At 42.4% G+C, this 16,618-nt stretch carries 12 protein-coding genes; 5 read left to right on the forward strand and 7 right to left on the reverse strand.

What is annotated here, in order from left to right:
- The first annotated feature begins 42 nt into the window (after positions 1 to 42).
- The gene (gene htpG, locus ACNQO6_RS03215) at positions 43 to 1,971 is read left to right on the forward strand and encodes a molecular chaperone HtpG (protein ID WP_440208076.1); all 1,929 of its coding nucleotides are present in this window, start codon (positions 43 to 45) and stop codon (positions 1,969 to 1,971) included.
- Between the two features lie 91 nt (positions 1,972 to 2,062).
- On the opposite strand, the gene ACNQO6_RS03220 is transcribed toward htpG, so the two are convergent.
- The 4 genes from ACNQO6_RS03220 to ACNQO6_RS03235 form a co-directional block, all read right to left on the reverse strand.
- Positions 2,063 to 2,935, reverse strand: coding sequence for a selenocysteine synthase (locus ACNQO6_RS03220; RefSeq protein WP_440208077.1), 873 nt, complete (start codon positions 2,933 to 2,935; stop codon positions 2,063 to 2,065).
- A 134-nt stretch (positions 2,936 to 3,069) separates the two neighbouring features.
- Entirely contained in the window at positions 3,070 to 4,197 is a 1,128-nt protein-coding gene (locus ACNQO6_RS03225; protein ID WP_440208078.1) for a hypothetical protein, read from the reverse strand.
- A gap of 207 nt (positions 4,198 to 4,404) precedes the next feature.
- Positions 4,405 to 5,838: a hypothetical protein gene (locus ACNQO6_RS03230; protein ID WP_440208079.1), complete on the reverse strand. Its 1,434-nt coding sequence runs from the start codon at positions 5,836 to 5,838 to the stop codon at positions 4,405 to 4,407.
- 586 nt (positions 5,839 to 6,424) lie between these two features.
- Entirely contained in the window at positions 6,425 to 7,120 is a 696-nt protein-coding gene (locus tag ACNQO6_RS03235; protein WP_343578511.1) for a DsbA family oxidoreductase, read from the reverse strand.
- A 176-nt stretch (positions 7,121 to 7,296) separates the two neighbouring features.
- Here ACNQO6_RS03235 and ACNQO6_RS03240 point away from each other — a divergent pair, with 176 nt between their 5' ends.
- Positions 7,297 to 8,046, forward strand: coding sequence for a hypothetical protein (locus ACNQO6_RS03240; protein ID WP_440208080.1), 750 nt, complete (start codon positions 7,297 to 7,299; stop codon positions 8,044 to 8,046).
- A 54-nt stretch (positions 8,047 to 8,100) separates the two neighbouring features.
- Positions 8,101 to 9,906, forward strand: a complete 1,806-nt coding sequence (locus ACNQO6_RS03245) for an ABC transporter ATP-binding protein (protein ID WP_440208081.1) — start codon at positions 8,101 to 8,103, stop codon at positions 9,904 to 9,906.
- A gap of 111 nt (positions 9,907 to 10,017) precedes the next feature.
- Here the strand turns inward: ACNQO6_RS03245 and ACNQO6_RS03250 are convergent, their stop codons facing one another.
- Positions 10,018 to 10,737 carry a hypothetical protein gene (locus tag ACNQO6_RS03250; protein ID WP_440208082.1) on the reverse strand — a complete coding sequence of 240 codons (720 nt, stop codon included), beginning with the start codon at positions 10,735 to 10,737 and terminating at the stop codon, positions 10,018 to 10,020.
- 248 nt (positions 10,738 to 10,985) lie between these two features.
- On the opposite strand from ACNQO6_RS03250, the gene ACNQO6_RS03255 reads away from it, so the two are divergent.
- Positions 10,986 to 11,504, forward strand: coding sequence for a hypothetical protein (locus ACNQO6_RS03255; protein ID WP_440208083.1), 519 nt, complete (start codon positions 10,986 to 10,988; stop codon positions 11,502 to 11,504).
- Between the two features lie 66 nt (positions 11,505 to 11,570).
- Here the strand turns inward: ACNQO6_RS03255 and fadA are convergent, their stop codons facing one another.
- Positions 11,571 to 12,743: an acetyl-CoA C-acyltransferase FadA gene (gene fadA / locus ACNQO6_RS03260; RefSeq protein WP_440208084.1), complete on the reverse strand. Its 1,173-nt coding sequence runs from the start codon at positions 12,741 to 12,743 to the stop codon at positions 11,571 to 11,573.
- A 12-nt stretch (positions 12,744 to 12,755) separates the two neighbouring features.
- On the reverse strand, positions 12,756 to 14,909 hold the full coding sequence (gene fadB, locus ACNQO6_RS03265) for a fatty acid oxidation complex subunit alpha FadB (RefSeq protein WP_440208085.1): 2,154 nt from the start codon (positions 14,907 to 14,909) through the stop codon (positions 12,756 to 12,758).
- Positions 14,910 to 15,396: 487 nt separating this feature from the next.
- Here fadB and ACNQO6_RS03270 point away from each other — a divergent pair, with 487 nt between their 5' ends.
- Complete coding sequence (locus ACNQO6_RS03270) at positions 15,397 to 16,506, forward strand: hypothetical protein (protein WP_440208086.1); 1,110 nt, start codon at positions 15,397 to 15,399, stop codon at positions 16,504 to 16,506.
- Positions 16,507 to 16,618 lie beyond the last annotated feature (112 nt).

The raw sequence follows: 16,618 nt of genomic DNA on the forward strand, positions 1-16,618 counted from the left end.
AAATCATTCCAAATAGATAAGCCTCACAGAAAGGAGTGATTTATGAGTGAACAAGTCGCACAAAATTATAGTTTCCAAGCTGAAGTTGCTCAGTTATTACATTTAGTGACGCATTCTCTGTATTCCAACCCTGAAATTTTCTTACGTGAATTGATTTCAAATGCGTCTGATGCGTGCGATAAGTTACGTTTCGAAGGGATTAATCATCCTGAATATTATGAAAATGATCCAGACCTGCATGTTCGTGTCACTTTAGATAAAGACAATAAAACCCTCACCATTTCGGATAACGGGATTGGCTTAAGCCAGCAAGAAGCGATTGATAATCTGGGAACCATTGCCAAGTCGGGCACCAAAGACTTTATGTCTAAACTGACCGGTGATCAAAAAGCCGATGCACAGTTGATTGGTCAGTTTGGTGTTGGTTTCTATTCAGGCTTTATCGTTGCGGACAAGATTACGGTGGAATCACGCCGTGCCGGTTTGGATGCAGCAGAAGGTGTGCGTTGGATTAGCGGTGGCACAGGCGAATTTGAAGTTCAAAGCATTAATAAAACCACACGTGGTACAGACATCATCCTGCACTTACGTGACGATGCGCTTGAATATCTAGAGTCGTGGAAAGTTAAACAAATCATCAATAAATATTCTGACCATATTAGCTTGCCTATCGAAATGCAAAAAGAAATCTGGCAAGAGGACGAAGTCGCTGAAGGTGAAGAAGCTAACGCTACAAGCGGCGGTAAGATGGTCAAGACCGATGAATGGGAAGCGATTAACTCGGCAAGCGCGCTGTGGACGCGTAACAAGAGTGAAATCACTGATGAGCAATACATCGAGTTTTATAAAAATCTAAGCCACGATTTTGCTGAACCGTTGGCATGGGCACATAACCGTGTTGAGGGGAGTACCGAATATACGCAATTATTGTATATTCCAAGTCAGGCCAAGCAGGATTTATTTACCCGTGAAGCCAAGGCGGGGATTAAGCTATATGTAAAACGTGTATTTATTCTGGATGAAGCGGATAACCTGATTCCGAACTACTTACGTTTCGTACAAGGTGTGGTCGATAGCGCTGATTTACCGCTCAATGTCAGCCGTGAATTACTACAAGAAAGCCGTGATGTAAAAACTATTCGTGAAGGGAATGCACGTCGTGTGCTGACTTTACTGGATGGTTTGGCAAAATCTGAAGATGAAAAAGACCAAGAGAAATTCAAGACTTTCTATACCGAGTTTGGTTCAGTATTGAAAGAAGGTTTGGGTGAGGATACCGGTAACCGCGAACGTATCTTAAAGCTATTACGTTATGCGACTTCAAACAATGATGACATTTCAACGTCTTTTGCTGACTATAAAGCACGTATGAAAGAAGGTCAGAAGGCGATTTACTACGTCACCGCAGAAAACCTGACTGCTGCGAAAAACTCGCCACAACTCGAAGTGTTCAAGAAGAAAGGTATTGAAGTTTTACTCATGGCGGACCGTGTCGATGAGTGGGCGATGAACTTCGTGTTTGAGTTTGATGGTACGCCGCTTCAGAACGTATCGAAGGGTGCAGTTGACTTGGGCGACCTGCAAGATGCTGAAGAGAAAAAAGCCTTAGAGCAGGCAGCAGAGCAGTTTAAACCGGTGGTCGAGCGTTTAAGTACCTCGTTAAAAGACAAGACTAAAGAAGTGCGTGTTACAACACGTCTGGTGGACTCTCCTGCATGTTTAGTTACCAGTGAAGGGGAGCTGTCTCCACAATTGATTCGTATGTTAAAACAGGCGGGTCAAGCGGTTCCTGAGATTAAACCAACATTGGAAATTAACCCTGAACATCCATTGGTGAAAAAATTGGAAAGTTCAGCGCAATTTGATGACCTTGCCAATGTGATCTTTGATCAGGCGGTGATTGCAGAAGGTGGTTTACCAGAAGATCCGGCAGCCTATGTTAAACGCATCAATAGCTTGTTGTTAAAATAAGCAATTTGATCAAGAAACCTCTGCTTCGGTAGAGGTTTTTTTATTGCTATGGATAACCTTAAAGTTATCCACAGTTGTGTCGATATTTTCATCAGAACTGTGCTTCAAAGCTCATCTGGTAACTAAAATGGTCCTCTTGTCTGGTGGCAGGAACATTTAAATAATTCAGATCATTCTGCATAAAAATCCAGTTGCGCCAAATGGGGCGACGCCAGGAAAAGTAGGGACCCCATTCATTGACGCGCAGTTCTCTATTTTCATATGCTCCTGTGCTGAAAATGCCATAACTCAGCTTATCCTGCGACAAGAAATGTAGTTGCTGGAAAGTACGATTGCTCCAGCTATAGTCGGTATCCTGTGTTTTAGAGACATTGAACTGGCTTGAAAGCCGGTTTTGATGCTGAAGTTTTTGGGTCAGATCAAGCGTGGTTTCGGCATAGTTTTTACTGCTGGAACCATAACGGAAAATTTGTGCCGTATTGAGTTGTAAACCTAAAGGCAAAGTCCAGTTCTTTTGGGCGAGAAACTGGATATAGATATCAGTATCTGAATTCGCACCCAGATCAAGATCGTTATTAAAAGGCAATAGGCTTGAAATGGTTGACCAGCTTGCACTCAGCGGATTTGCTGTCGCAAGCTTCTGCTGGCTGTGATGTTTGTTGTTTTTACCTAATTTTTTGACTGGTTGAGGCTGTTGAGCCCGTTGCCACAGGGTATCGTTGCCAAAAACAGCCATTAAATCTTGGGCAAGTTGTAGGTCAGCGGGACGAATCTCATTTTCTTCTGTACAACTGAAACTGGTTCTCGGTGAGTATTTGGCTCGAATAAGGGTTCTATGCTGCGTGATGGGTGGATGGGATCTACGGGCAGATAAAACCATTGGAAATAAAGGCATCAGCAGATCCCCCAGACACAGGTTTCCTACAATCAAAAAATACACAACCAGAGCGTATTGATGACGCATGCCATAAACAAGAACAATAAAAGAAGATGAGGGTAACAAGCAAAGCTTAAGGATTTATTGAAAGAAATATTATTTTTAAAAATAAAACTGCCCAAACGATGAATCATTTGGGCTTTTCGAGGCTGGCGTGAAATTTAGAATAAAGTTTCCAGACGCACAAAGGTACTCACGTAATGGTTACGATCTTCACGATGATCATTAAAATAGTTGAGATCACCTTGTACGTAGAACCATTCGCGCCACAGCGGTTGACGCCATGAGACAAACGGTCCCCAGTTATTTAAACGCAAGTCACTGTTGTTGTAGTAACCGCCCGTGTAAATGCCGTAATTGAAGGTATTGTGGGCGAAGAACTGGTGTTGACGGAAAATACGGTTGTCCCACCATAGATCATCATCCTGCTTATCGGCATAAGTTAGGCTGAACTGATTGGATAAGAAGGGCTGATTGGGACGTGCGTGAATCAGTTCAAGATTGGTGCGTAGATAGTTTTCACTTTTGCTGCCATATCGATAGATCTGTTCGGCATTAAAGCGGAAATCATTGCGTAAATCCCAATGTTTTTCAGCTCTTAAGCGTGCATAAATATCTGTGCCTGAGCGCACACCAAGATCGGCATCGGTCTCAAAGGGGAGTTTCTTGGAGAAGTTTGACCAACGTAAGGCCAGTGAGCCGTTACTGTCACGGGTCTGTTTAGAATCAAACTTTTTATTTGGATCCTGATTAGGCTGATTATTGGTGTTGCCGACATTATTCTTGAATTCATCGTCTAAGGTATCATCACCAAAAACCACGCTGACTTTTTTCTCGAGCGTCGGTAATTTAATCTTCCCGCGGATACGAGGCTTGACCTCAAAATTATCATATTCGTTCCAGTAATTATCCAGCATGACACGGATCGTTGCCGAAGCAGGATTGTCAGGATCGACCTCTCCAAACCAGTCATCAATTTTCACAGAGGTGTTATCTGCCCACTCACGGATGCGACGCTGCTTTTTGTCAAACCAGGTTTTATCCTCTGTCTCTGCCGTTGGCGGGACGGTGATTTTATCTGACTGTTCTGGAAAAATAGAGGGCGTAGCATCGACCAAACGTGGAATATAGTCCAGTGCATTTTCCGACGTATTTTGTGAGGTCGTATTTGGCTGTTGATCTTGCTGTTGCGGCGTGGTTTCTGCTTTTGCTGCACTGAACGTACCCATCGTCAAGGCAAACAAAACAAAAACGATACGCGATGGCACCATTTGCTGTAAATTATTCATAATAAAGACTTATATATTGTTCTTGGTTTAACTTTTGATGATTTAATGCTGAAAATCAAGCGGCAGTCACAAAAAGCAGCAATTTAACAGTACAAAAATGCTAAAGATCATAAGGATTTAGCGCAATAAAAAGCCATCATCCTAACGTCGCGTTGATTACGTACGTTGCAAATGATGGACTAAATTTGATCCGACTTTTGAATGGGTTTAGGATGATTCTACCGACATGCTATTTTCCAGCGCCTGATATAAATCATGCACCGAAATCGGTTGCGGTAATCGGCTAATGACCTGACGAATCAGTTGCCAAGTGTAACCATCGCTACGATCCAATAATAAATAGGGATAGGCCTGATCCTCACTGGAAAGTTTCACTCGTTCCAAGCCATGAATAATCCGTATTTTCTGCCGTTCCCGCAATAAAATCACAGGAGTGAAAAAGGTCGCAGAGGTTTCTTCAAATGGAATGAATTTTTGCGTATTGATAAATGATGCGGGAATATAGGGATAAACGCGTTGATCACGTTGCCACACCAAGGTTCCATTCATAATGCATTCATTAAACAGGCTTTCATGCTGATGGTAATGCTGTTTGAAATTGGCCCAACTGGTTTGATGAATCGAGCTGGTGCGGGTATGGCGCTGATCAGTATAGGCTTGCAGAATAGTGGTCGCATATTCCACGCTATGGGTACCCACCAGCACCACATAATGAGAAAACTGTCCCTGTGCATACAACTGCTCAGCCACAAAAATTTGTGCAGATTCCCAGATAGGTTGTGCTTCGTTTTCTGCTTTTAAATAGAGCCAGTCAATTTTGATATTCTGGTCAATGTCATTATGTAGATCGACCCGATACAAAGAGGGGAAGGTGCGTGCATCGATACGTTCCAGTCGGCAGATCAGGCCATCCAGATTAAAATCATTGAGTGCCAGTGGTTGTGCTTTATTCAGGTGAGGTGACGGCTTGGTACTTTGTCTAAACCCCGGTTTGATGCGGTTTTCAGTGTGTACTGGTGGTGTGATTGTTTCCGGAACGGTCCGGATTTTATCTTGAATAATCGCGTCAAGCTGGGATTGAAAGCTGGCTGTTTCTTGTTTGAGTCGTGCCAGTGCATCGGTGGAGGCTTGTTTGTCCTGATCGGATGTATGTTCATCCAGAGGTTGCAGAACTGGAATCAAATGCTGGAGTTCATGATCGGTTTTGACATATTCACGGGCATGATTTTGTAGCCATTGCAGTGCGTCTGTTGATGAGTTTAACCACGGACTTTTTAAAAATGATAAGGCTGGACGAATCACCCAGATTTGCCAGAGTTGTGCCTGACGTAATGCAGCCCAGCCCATATCTGCCGAAGCAAATAAGGCATTTTCCACCCGCCCCATGAAGTTATAAGTTCCGCGATAGGTCATGCTAAAACCATAGCGGGCTAAATCGTCAGCTGAAAACTCTTCGTTGAGTATGAATGCCTTGAATGGTGTCACTTGATCCTGAAATGCAGGATCGTCGCAAGATGCGCAAATATCTTTAATCCGTTGTTTTGATTTTGCTATTTCAAAAAGTGATGTTTTCTCATTTTTGAGCCCATCGATGAGATGTTTGAGCTCATCCACCAAAAGTGCTTTCTCTAATACGTCCATCTATTGTTTCCTTAGAGATAGGCTTGAGCCTGTTTCTTAAATAATGAATCAGTGCAAATTTGACCGTAGCTTTAAATCGTTCTGTATCAATTATTGTTGGTAAAGTCTATTTTCCCCTGCGACAAGCTGTGAGGTATCTCTCTATTCGACAGGCATTAAAAAAATCGAATAATGCGTATAACGCTTGAATTTTCATCACAAAAGATTGTCACTTTATGACGATTATAGAAGAAAACCAGACAAAATCTATAGCTTAAAAATGAGTAGAAAATCACATTCAAAGATTTTAAATCGAGATGTGGATCATGGTTTGTGTTTGAAAATAAAAACATTTTAAAATAATGAATCGGATATCCAGATCATTAAACAAAAAGACATCTATAAATTTATGCACGAGTTGTGACCAGTCTCACAGAAGCACAGGTGAAAAGCAGATCAAATAAAATATAGGAAAATATCCTCTGATGAATGGAGACAAAATAATCAGATTCTCAATGAGAAAAGGATGAAATAAGTGTTGGTTTTTCGAGTTTTAGTTATAAAAAAGCTGCCTTAATCACTTGATTAAAGCAACTGAATCTGGTGATTAAGGCTTGATTTCACATTGCTCATCATTACATTGAGCAGCGTCATCCTGCTCAATCTGCTCAGAAGAGGAGGATTGTGCCTGTTGCAAGGCTTGCAAGAAAATCTCACGTGGCTGGGCACCAGACAGCGCCAGTTTTTGATCAAACACAAAGAACGGTACGCCAGTGACATTCAACTGTTCACGTGCAATTTTTTCATCATGACGGACAAAATCTGCCAGTTCATCAGAATCCAGAACATACTCGACTTCAGCATTATCCAGACCGATACGTGATGCAATTTCTTCCACCACTTCACGTTCGCCAATGGCCAGACCTTCGGTCATATAAGCATGGAAGAATGCTTCTTCTGCTTCGTTGCCCAAGCCTTTACTCTGGGCAAGATGAATAATCCGATGCGCGTTGAAGCTGTTGCCAGAGTTGGCCTTTTGCCATTGAAAGTCAATGCCTTCAGCTGCTGCCATTGCTGCAACATTGCGCTCCATCTCTTCCATTTCCGCATAACTACGACCATATTTTTGAGCTAGGCGTTCGGTATTTGAGGTGTCATGCTTGGCTGGCGCGTCTGGGTCCAGCTCAAAGCTATGCCAGTGAATTTCCAGCTCGATGCCTGCTTGTTCTGCGACATGTTCAAGACGTTTTTTACCGATATAACAAAAAGGGCAGACCACATCTGACCAAATATCTACACGCATGGCGTATCTCTTCAATTCTCGTTAAACAGATAATAGGGGCGGAGACGATGAATTTAAAGCGATGAATATGTAATGCTGCGTTACGAGAACTGAAATAAAAATCATATAAAGGATTGTCTTTGATCGATTAAACTAAGATTTAGAACATAAAAAAATATAATGAATTTGGAGGCAACATGCGCCGTTTTTTATTATTTGTCCTTGTGGTGGTCCTTGGCATCGGTTCTTTTTTTCTTTATCAGCATCATTTACAGCAACGTGCCGCCAACAACAAACAGATGTTTGAAGTGGTGATGGCAGAGAAAATGCGTACGCTTTATGATCAGGCCCAAGACTGGAGCACGCCCTTACAACTGGATATTCATGATGATCGCTTATCTGGCGATTACAAGTTGATGTCAGAATTCCTGCTGAACTACTGGATGCAGAATGTTGAGGCACGTAATCGCTATCTACGTGAACTTAAAGCCGCGAACTGGGATACCTTTTTGGATGTGGAACGGCTGGATCGGGACCGAAAACAGGATTATAAAGAGACTGAACAGATGCTGGCGGATGTGCGGAAAGCATCCACTGAATATGAGCAAGCGCGACAACAGATTCAGTCCAGTTCCATGCAGCAGGCAAAAAGTCTGGCCATTCATAATGAAATGCGGCAGTCCCTACAGGCAAAACTGGAAAGTAACCTGAAAGCGGATAAAGCGCATGATATTTTCCCGATCGAACAGCAGATTATTGAAAAAGCACAAGCCATGTTTGACATGCTGAAAAAGCAGCAATGGCAAAGAAAAGACAAAATGATTCTTTTCCGTGAAACAGCGCAGGTGAAAAAATTTAATATGCTGTATCAGGATGTGCTGAAATTGAATAGCAAAATGGAGAAGATCAAGAAAAATAATGCAGAGGTACTGGAAGAAGAACTGTAATCCATATCACTGACTCAATACACATTGCATGCATAAAAGGCAGACGTCGAATATATGAATTTATGGCAGCTATTTCATAAAGTAAAACCATTTGTGCTCCCCTATAAATGGCTGGTTGCCGTGACCTTGCTGTTGACACTGATTGGTGCTCTCACTGCACAGGTCAATGCGTTGACCTTGCAATATGCGGTCGACCAGATCAATGCCGTAGTTGAATCAGGACAAGGGTTAGGTGCAGGCTGGCATATTCTGGTGACCATCAGTGTGATTCTGTTGAGTAAAGAGATCATCAATATCTTTATTCAGTTTGGACAAAAGTTCTTTGGTGAGAGACTCCGCATTCTGATTTCGCAGGATGTGGCGCAGTCGATCATCGTGAAATTTTTACAATATCGGCTGGCGTTTTTTACCCAGGACGATAATCAGGCTGGAAAGTTACAGACCCGTATTGATCGCGGGATTGGCTCGATCACCCGGCTGGTACAGATTTTCTTTATCGAGATTTTCCCGCTGTTCAGTAGTGCGCTGATTGCCTTGGGTTTGATGTTCTATGCCAATGTCTGGATTGGTCTGGTGGCGCTGTGTATTGTCCCGATTTATTTTTGGGTCACCTTTAAACAGGCGCAGAAACTTAGTGGCACGCGCCGTAATTTACGTGATGGGCGCGAGCGTAAAAGTCAGGGTATTTTAAGTATTATCAACTCGATCACCGTCATTAAATCCTTTAACCGTGAACAAATCGAAGCGGAAAAACAGCTGACGCTACAAAAACAGTTAACCGATCACCAGATGCGGACACGACAGCTTAGTTTCCTGTTCGAGGGCTTAAAAACCTTTATTGAACAGATCGGGGTGGTATTCATTATCATCCTCACCGCCTATTTTGTGCTGGTGGGTGATATGAGCATCGGCATGATCATGTTTCATATTCTGCTATTTAACAATGTCTCTGCGCCGATCCGGTCCTTGCACCGGATCTATGACGAAGTCAATGATGCGATGATTTATGCGGAAAGCTTTTTCAAGATACTGGAAGCGGATGATGAGGTAGAGACTTCGGGCCAGTTAAAACCCTCACCACTCACTGGCAAATTTGAGCTGAAACAGGTGAATTTTTCCTATCCGAATGGGTTTCATGCTTTGAAGGATATTAACCTGACCATCCAGCCCAATAAGATTACGGCTTTGGTTGGCTTGTCGGGAGCGGGGAAATCTACCCTGATCAGTCTATTGGATAAGTTTTATCTGCCGCAGTCGGGTGAAATTCTACTGAATGGCACCTCGTTAAATGATATCGATACCCAATATTTACGGGATCATATTGGTCTGGTATTGCAAAAAAATCATATTTTTCAGGGGACCATTGAGGAAAATATTCGTTATGGCAAGATGAATGCGACACAGGAAGAAATTATTGCTGCCGCGAAGAAAGCCTCGATTCATGAGCAGATTTTGAAATTACCGCAGGCCTATTTGTCTGATGCCTTGTTGCTTTCAGGTGGACAGCAGCAGCGGATTGCGATTGCCCGCATGTTCCTGAAAAATCCCCCAATTATTTTTTTGGATGAACCCACCGCAAGTCTGGATGCGATCGCAACTGAACAGATCAAACACAGTCTGGATGAGATCAAGCAGGGGCGGACGGTGATTATTATCTCACATAGCCTATCGCAGATTATTGATGCCGATTATACCTATGTGATGCAGGATGGCATGATCGTGGAACATGGTGAGCATCATCAGCTATACCAGCAGCAAGGTGTGTATAAAAACATCTTTGATGCGATGGCCAAAAGTCTGAATATTGAAAAAATTTCCAAGACTTTTGAAGGGGATGATGAAGAGGAAACCCATAGTTAATGAGGTTTCATCCCTATGCATTTAAATCGCTAAAAGAACATGGACAACATAACTCAGCTGCTCATTTTTTTAATTCGTAAATATTTTCATACGACTAAGGTATGGGGTTCGTTATTTCCATACTTCATTCGTTAGACCTATGGCCTGAAAAGGAAGTGCAATCACATCAAATGCAACGGCCAGCGGAAGCAGAGGAAGCTGTTGCAAAATTTCTTTACCGGAACGTTTCACCGTTCCACTTTTATAGTGGAGATATTGAATCTTGACATGATAGGGCTTGGATAAAGGCGTTAACTTCGCCAGATTATTTGCAGCAGGATAGACGTTACCTTCGAGTCGAAGATCAAATGTGGCAGGTCTTATTTTTTCCAGACAGCTACAGGGTTGAACGCCATATTGTTTAAAAAGAGCGGCTTCTTTGTCATTTAATTTTCCATTGGGTGGCGTATAAGAAAATCTAAAATTGCCGTAAAAACGCGGACTATCCTGTGCGGGTGCATTAAAATCCAGATCACGATCAATTTTGATGTATTCTGGATTGAGCTGGCTAATGAGCTGAACCAGTCCGCTACCTCCCTTATTGATCACGTAGCTATATTGTTTGCCTGCAATAACGATGCTGTCAGCAGGTTCATCGGGTAAGGTGGTAGCGGGCTTGCCGAACGCCACCACATCATCTTCAAGTACGGTAATCCATTCGTGCCCTGAGTCATATTTGGTAAATATATCTCTTGTTGAGTCACCAACCCGATCAGTTGCGCAAGCGCTAAGGAATAATGATGAACATAAGCTAAAAATTAAAATATTCTGATTTAAACCGTTGAAACGCATTTTTGTTTTTACTTTTCCAATAATTATAAAAAGGATAAATAAAAACTCCTATGAATGCGAGAACTTCCTTTATTTAATTCATCAGATGAAATGATAGGGCACGATTTAATCATTTGTTCAAATAATAGTGCGAATTGACCGTTTATCTGACCCTTACTGAATCCATTCTGACTTTGCTGTAGCCTATTTATATCTGCTTTTATTTAACTCACTATTTTCTTATGGATGAGGGATATTTGGAGCAAACAATGAATTTTCAAGAACAAGTAGCTTTGATCTCCCTGTTGATGATTACAAGCATGCCAATGGCTTATGCGCAAGAGGGTGAGGTGACGCCATTACCGACGATTAGGGTCATGGCTGAATCCGAGCTGCGCGAAGAGGTTGGATTTGTGCCTTATCAGGAAGATAAGCAAGTTCGTCAAGCACTGCAGCATCGTGTCTATAAAATTCACAATGACATACAGAATGCAGGTGTGACTGCAAGTCCGACCACCGTGAATTATCAGCCTACTGCGGCACAGCCGGACCTGTCCCAATATTCTCCGATTTTGCAGCAGTACATACTGGCTGTGGCATCAGGTTTTCAGTCGTCAGACCCGACCAATGGTCTTTTTAAAATGCTGGAGCCTTTGAATATTAACCGCGGTAATATTGACGGCATTCGCAATGGGACGATTAAAATCGATCTAGGCGATATTTTGAAATTGCAGCAACAGATTCGAGATGGATTAAATCCGCCACAGAATCCTTTATTGCCGCGTTAAAAATTTGTTCCTGGGAATAAAAAAATCCCCGCATAGTGCGGGGATTTTCTTTTATCTTAGTGTCGGTTAAACACGTTCGATAATAGTCGCGATACCTTGACCAAGACCGATACACATGGTCGCAAGACCGATTTGAGTATCTTGTTGTTCCATCACGTTCAACAATGTGGTTGTGATACGCGCACCAGAACAGCCCAATGGGTGACCCAATGCAATCGCACCACCATTCAAGTTGATGATGTCTTGCTTGTCATACACGCCTAAGCCTTTCATCACTGATAAGCCTTGAGCAGCAAATGCTTCGTTTAACTCGATAGTCTGGATATCCGCCATGGTTAAACCGGCACGCTTAAGCGCTTTTTGAGTTGCTGGTACTGGACCGTAACCCATGATCGCAGCGTCACAGCCTGCAATTGCCATTGAACGAATCACGGCACGTGGTTTTAAACCCAATGCTTGAGCACGTTCAGCAGACATCAATAACATTGCAGATGCGCCGTCAGAAAGCGCAGATGAAGTTGCTGCTGTTACTGAACCACCTTTAGGATCAAACACTGGTTTCAATGCTTTGAATGCTTCAATGTTGGCATCAGGACGAATCACTTCGTCGATGTCGCAAAGGATTTTGAAGCCGTTAGCATCATGACCTTCAACGCCCACGATTTCGTTTTTGAAACGACCTTCTTGAGTTGCAGCCCAAGCACGACGGTGAGATTCAACACCGAAAGCATCTTGCTCTTCACGCGAAATACCGTTCATACGGCCTAACATTTCAGCGGTTAAGCCCATCATGTTCGATGCTTTGGCATAGTGTTTAGATGCTTCTGGGTTAAGGTCGATGCCGTGCATCATACCAACGTGGCCCATGTGCTCTACACCACCGATGATGAAGATATCACCCTGGTTGGTTGCAATCTGTGCAGCAGCCGTGTGGATTGCTTGCATAGAAGAACCACACAGACGGTTGACTGTTTGGCCGCCCGCAGTTTTTGGAATATCAGCCAATAAACCAATGTTACGAGCAATGTTCATACCTTGCTCTAAAGTCTGGTTTACACAGCCCCAGATTACATCTTCAACTTCGTTGGTATCAAACTGGTTACGAGCAACAAGTGCACGTACTAATTCAGCAGATAAACTGTCGGCACGTACATTGCGGAACATACCGTTACGTGATTTGCCCATGGCAGAACGAACGCCATCAACAATCACAACGTCACGTGGATTTAAAGTAGCCATTCACGTCGCTCCTTAACCGTAGAATTTTGTGTTGTTAGCAGCCATGTCACGCAACATTTGTGGCGCTTCATAAGCCTTACCTAAGTGTGCATATTTGTCGCAAAGCGCAACGTATTCAGCAACACCTGTTTGGTCGATGTAACGGCATGGACCACCGCGGAATGGAGGGAAACCAACGCCCATGATCATTGCCATGTCAGCTTCAGATGCTGTTGCAACGATCTTGTCTTCTAGGCAACGAACAGTTTCGTTACAGAAAGCAAGCATCATGCGGTCAATGATTTCCTGGTTGTCAAACTCACGTTTTTCACCAGTCACGAAAGGTGCAATGATTTCGTAAGCTGTTGGATCAACAGTTTTTACTTTCTTGCCTTTCTTATCTAATACGTATTTGTAGAAACCAACGTCATTCTTTTGACCAAGACGTTTTGCTTCGTACATCGCTTCGATAGAACCTTTGTAGTCTGGCTTCATACGGTCAGGGAAACCTTCAGCCATCACTTCAGCGCCATGAACACCTGTATCGATACCGACAACGTCGATCAGGTATGCAGGGCCCATCGGCCAGCCGAATTTCGCCATCACATTATCCACTTGCTGGAAATCCGCGCCGTCTTTTACAAGCAGGTCGAATGCACCGAAGTAAGGGAACAATACACGGTTCACCAAGAAACCTGGGCAGTCGTTAACAACGATTGGGGTTTTACCCATTTTCTGAGCAAGAACAACGGTGGTTGCAATCGCTTCATCAGATGTTTTCTCACCACGAATGACTTCTACCAGTGGCATCATGTGTACCGGGTTGAAGAAGTGCATACCCACAAAGTTTTCAGGACGTTGTAATGCTTTCGCTAAACGTGTGATTGAAATCGTTGAGGTGTTAGACGCGATAATCGTGTTTTCACGAACATGCTTTTCAGTATCAGCAAGCACAATTTCTTTAACTTTTGGATTTTCAGTCACCGCTTCGATCACGATATCCACTTCTTTAAACTCGTCATAGCTTAAAGTTGGACGGATGCGAGCCAGTGTTTCACCCATTTGCGCAGGTTTCATTTTCTTGCGTTCAACTTGCTTAGTGAGCAAGCCATTCGCTTCTTTCATACCGAGTGCAAGCTGTGGGTTACCAATGTCTTTCATGATGATTGGTGTGCCTTTGCTTGCCGCTTGGTAAGCAATACCACCACCCATGATACCAGCGCCGAGTACAGCGGCTTGGTTCACCGGATGAGCGCCTTTCTCATATTTTTTCGCAGTTTTCTTCACTACTTGGTCATTGATGAATAATCCGATCAATGCACCTGCTTGTGGCGTAATGGCTGCTTTTGCAAAACCTTGTGCTTCAGCTTTTAACGCATCATCACGGGTTGAGCTTGCGCCTGCTTGTAAAGAATCAAGCAATAATTTTGGCGCAGGGTATTGAGCCGGGTTTGCTTTCGCAAGGACCGCACCTTTCGCCGTATTGAACGCCATCATTTGTTCAAGTGGGTTCAACTTGATGGCATCTAATTTTTCTTGACGCTTTGCTTTCCAGTTTAAACGGCCAGCAATGGCTTGTTTAACGAGATCAACCGCAGCTTCTTGAAGTTTGTCAGCAGCAACAACCGCATCTACAGCACCGTCTTTCAATGCAGCAGCTGGTTTTTTCGGATTCGCCATTGCCATCCATTCAACGGCATTGTCGATACCGATTAAACGGCTTAAACGTACGCTACCACCGAAACCAGGATAGATACCCAATTTGATTTCTGGTAAGCCGACTTGTGCTTGTTCTGACATCACACGGTAGTCACACACCAAGCACATTTCAAAACCGCCACCCAACGCTGTACCATTAATTGCAGCAACTTTAGGTAGATCTAAATCTTCGAAACTGTTGAAGATTTCATGTACAGGCATAAGCCAATCAACAATTGCTTGCTCACCCGCAGCGAAGTTGTCGCCAAATTCAGTAATGTCAGCACCAACGATAAAAGTTGATTTGCCAGAAGTTACGACTAAGCCTTTAATATCGTTATTGGCTTTCACTGCAGCAATTGCTGCTTGGAAGTCTTCGATGGTTGCACGGTTAAACTTGTTAACCGACTCACCTTGTAAGTCAAAGCGGAATTCTGCAATTCCGTCCGCAAGCATTTGGACGGTAATGGCATTGCCAGCGTGGATCATGCCTGATCTCCCTTGTTGTGGAGGATTCTAAGTGGATGTCATAAAGCATATGTGCAGTTTCAGCACATAAAAAAGCTTCGCTAATCTTACGATAACTATATCCAAAAAGGACATAACAAGTTGTATCAAGCCGTGACGCTAGGGTCATCATTTGTTTTTGCGCTTCTATGTTTGATTTTATCTATTTGAAAAAAATAGTTTTTAATTATTGATTGTTCATTTTATTGAGACTTTTGTGAGGTCTTATTTATCGCGTAAAAAATCGCTGTGCTCTGTAAATATTTAACGGGTTTTAATTGTATGAATCAGACCTGTGAATTGGAAGTTATCTCTATAAATTTTGACTTTATCTCCATAACGGAAATATCAAACAAGCATTTTTATTAAACAAGTCAGGACAATTTTTAAACGGCAGACAGAAAGACTTGTCTATTTTTTTATCTTTGGATAAGCTTATTGTTATAAAAATGTTTAAGAAAGTAATATTATGTTAAAAATCAAATTTGTTGTATTGGTGATGCTTCCCTTGATGTTGAGCGCATGTGGAGGAGGTGGGTCTTCATCGAGCAGTACTGGCTCAAACTCCAGTAGTAATAATAATTCTAACTCTAACTCTAACTCTAACGAAGTTAAGGCTGAACTTTTTTCGAATGGAGACGCTAAATTATTTAGTTATTCAATTGATATTGATTATGATCAAGAGAAGTTAAATTTTGATAAGTCTGAATTGACCATTCAAAAGGCGATTTTGCTTGAAAAAACAAAAAATCCAATTTTTTATAATCATTATGTCACTCAAAAAGATGGATTATATGTTCCCGAAACTGAACAAAGCTACGATGCTAATCGCGGTATACGCGATAGCTTTATTCATTCAATGACTCCAACAACATGGGTAACTTCACCCTATAATCAGGCGGGCTTTAAAGATTTAAAATTTACTCGGAAGGTACAGGAAATTGATCTTCAAGGTTTAAGAGTTGTTGATCAGTTTGCGCCTGCATTGATCTCCATGTATGAGTTTGAAGTAAATAATGGCGGTGGCTCGCCGGCGCTCGATGCGGTATCTAGTCAATTGGTGAAGTTAACTGATCAATTCCCAAAAGGTGCTAAGTGCATACAGACACAAGCATTTAGCTCTAATCAGATGTTTTTCGAATTTGAACCTGATACTTCATTTGAAATTCCGAATGCGCGTATCTTACAGGATTGGGCTGATCAAGAGCTTACTGCAAATAGGACGACTCAAGCTGTACCAGATGTAGAGCTATGGGGGAAAATTAAAATAGGCTCGCTATTGAGTCGGAATGATGATCCATCAGCGCCTGACTATTATAATTTTGCGCTTGAATATCAGGGTAAGGTCTACCACGCATTTCCGCAAAAACCAGAATGGAAGACTGCTGAATTTGTAGAGGATTTGAAAAAACAATTTAGGGAGTCGGCATGGTTTAAAGGTGTCGTTAGTCCTTTAGGTAAAGTAAAAGAAGATCAATTTATGGCATTAGTGGATGCAAAAATGCGCAGCCAATGTGATTATTACAATGCAGAAGCAGCTAAATCTATGGATAGTGTTCTAAGTAAAGTCAAACAATAAATTCTATAAAGACAAGTATGGGAATCTCATGCTTGTCTATTAAAATTATGCAATTCTTGTTTGAATCAATCAATACGGTGTTAAAATAGCCCTGATTTTTTTAAAGCTAAAG

The organism is Acinetobacter calcoaceticus, from assembly GCF_051947995.1.
GTDB lineage: Bacteria > Pseudomonadota > Gammaproteobacteria > Pseudomonadales > Moraxellaceae > Acinetobacter.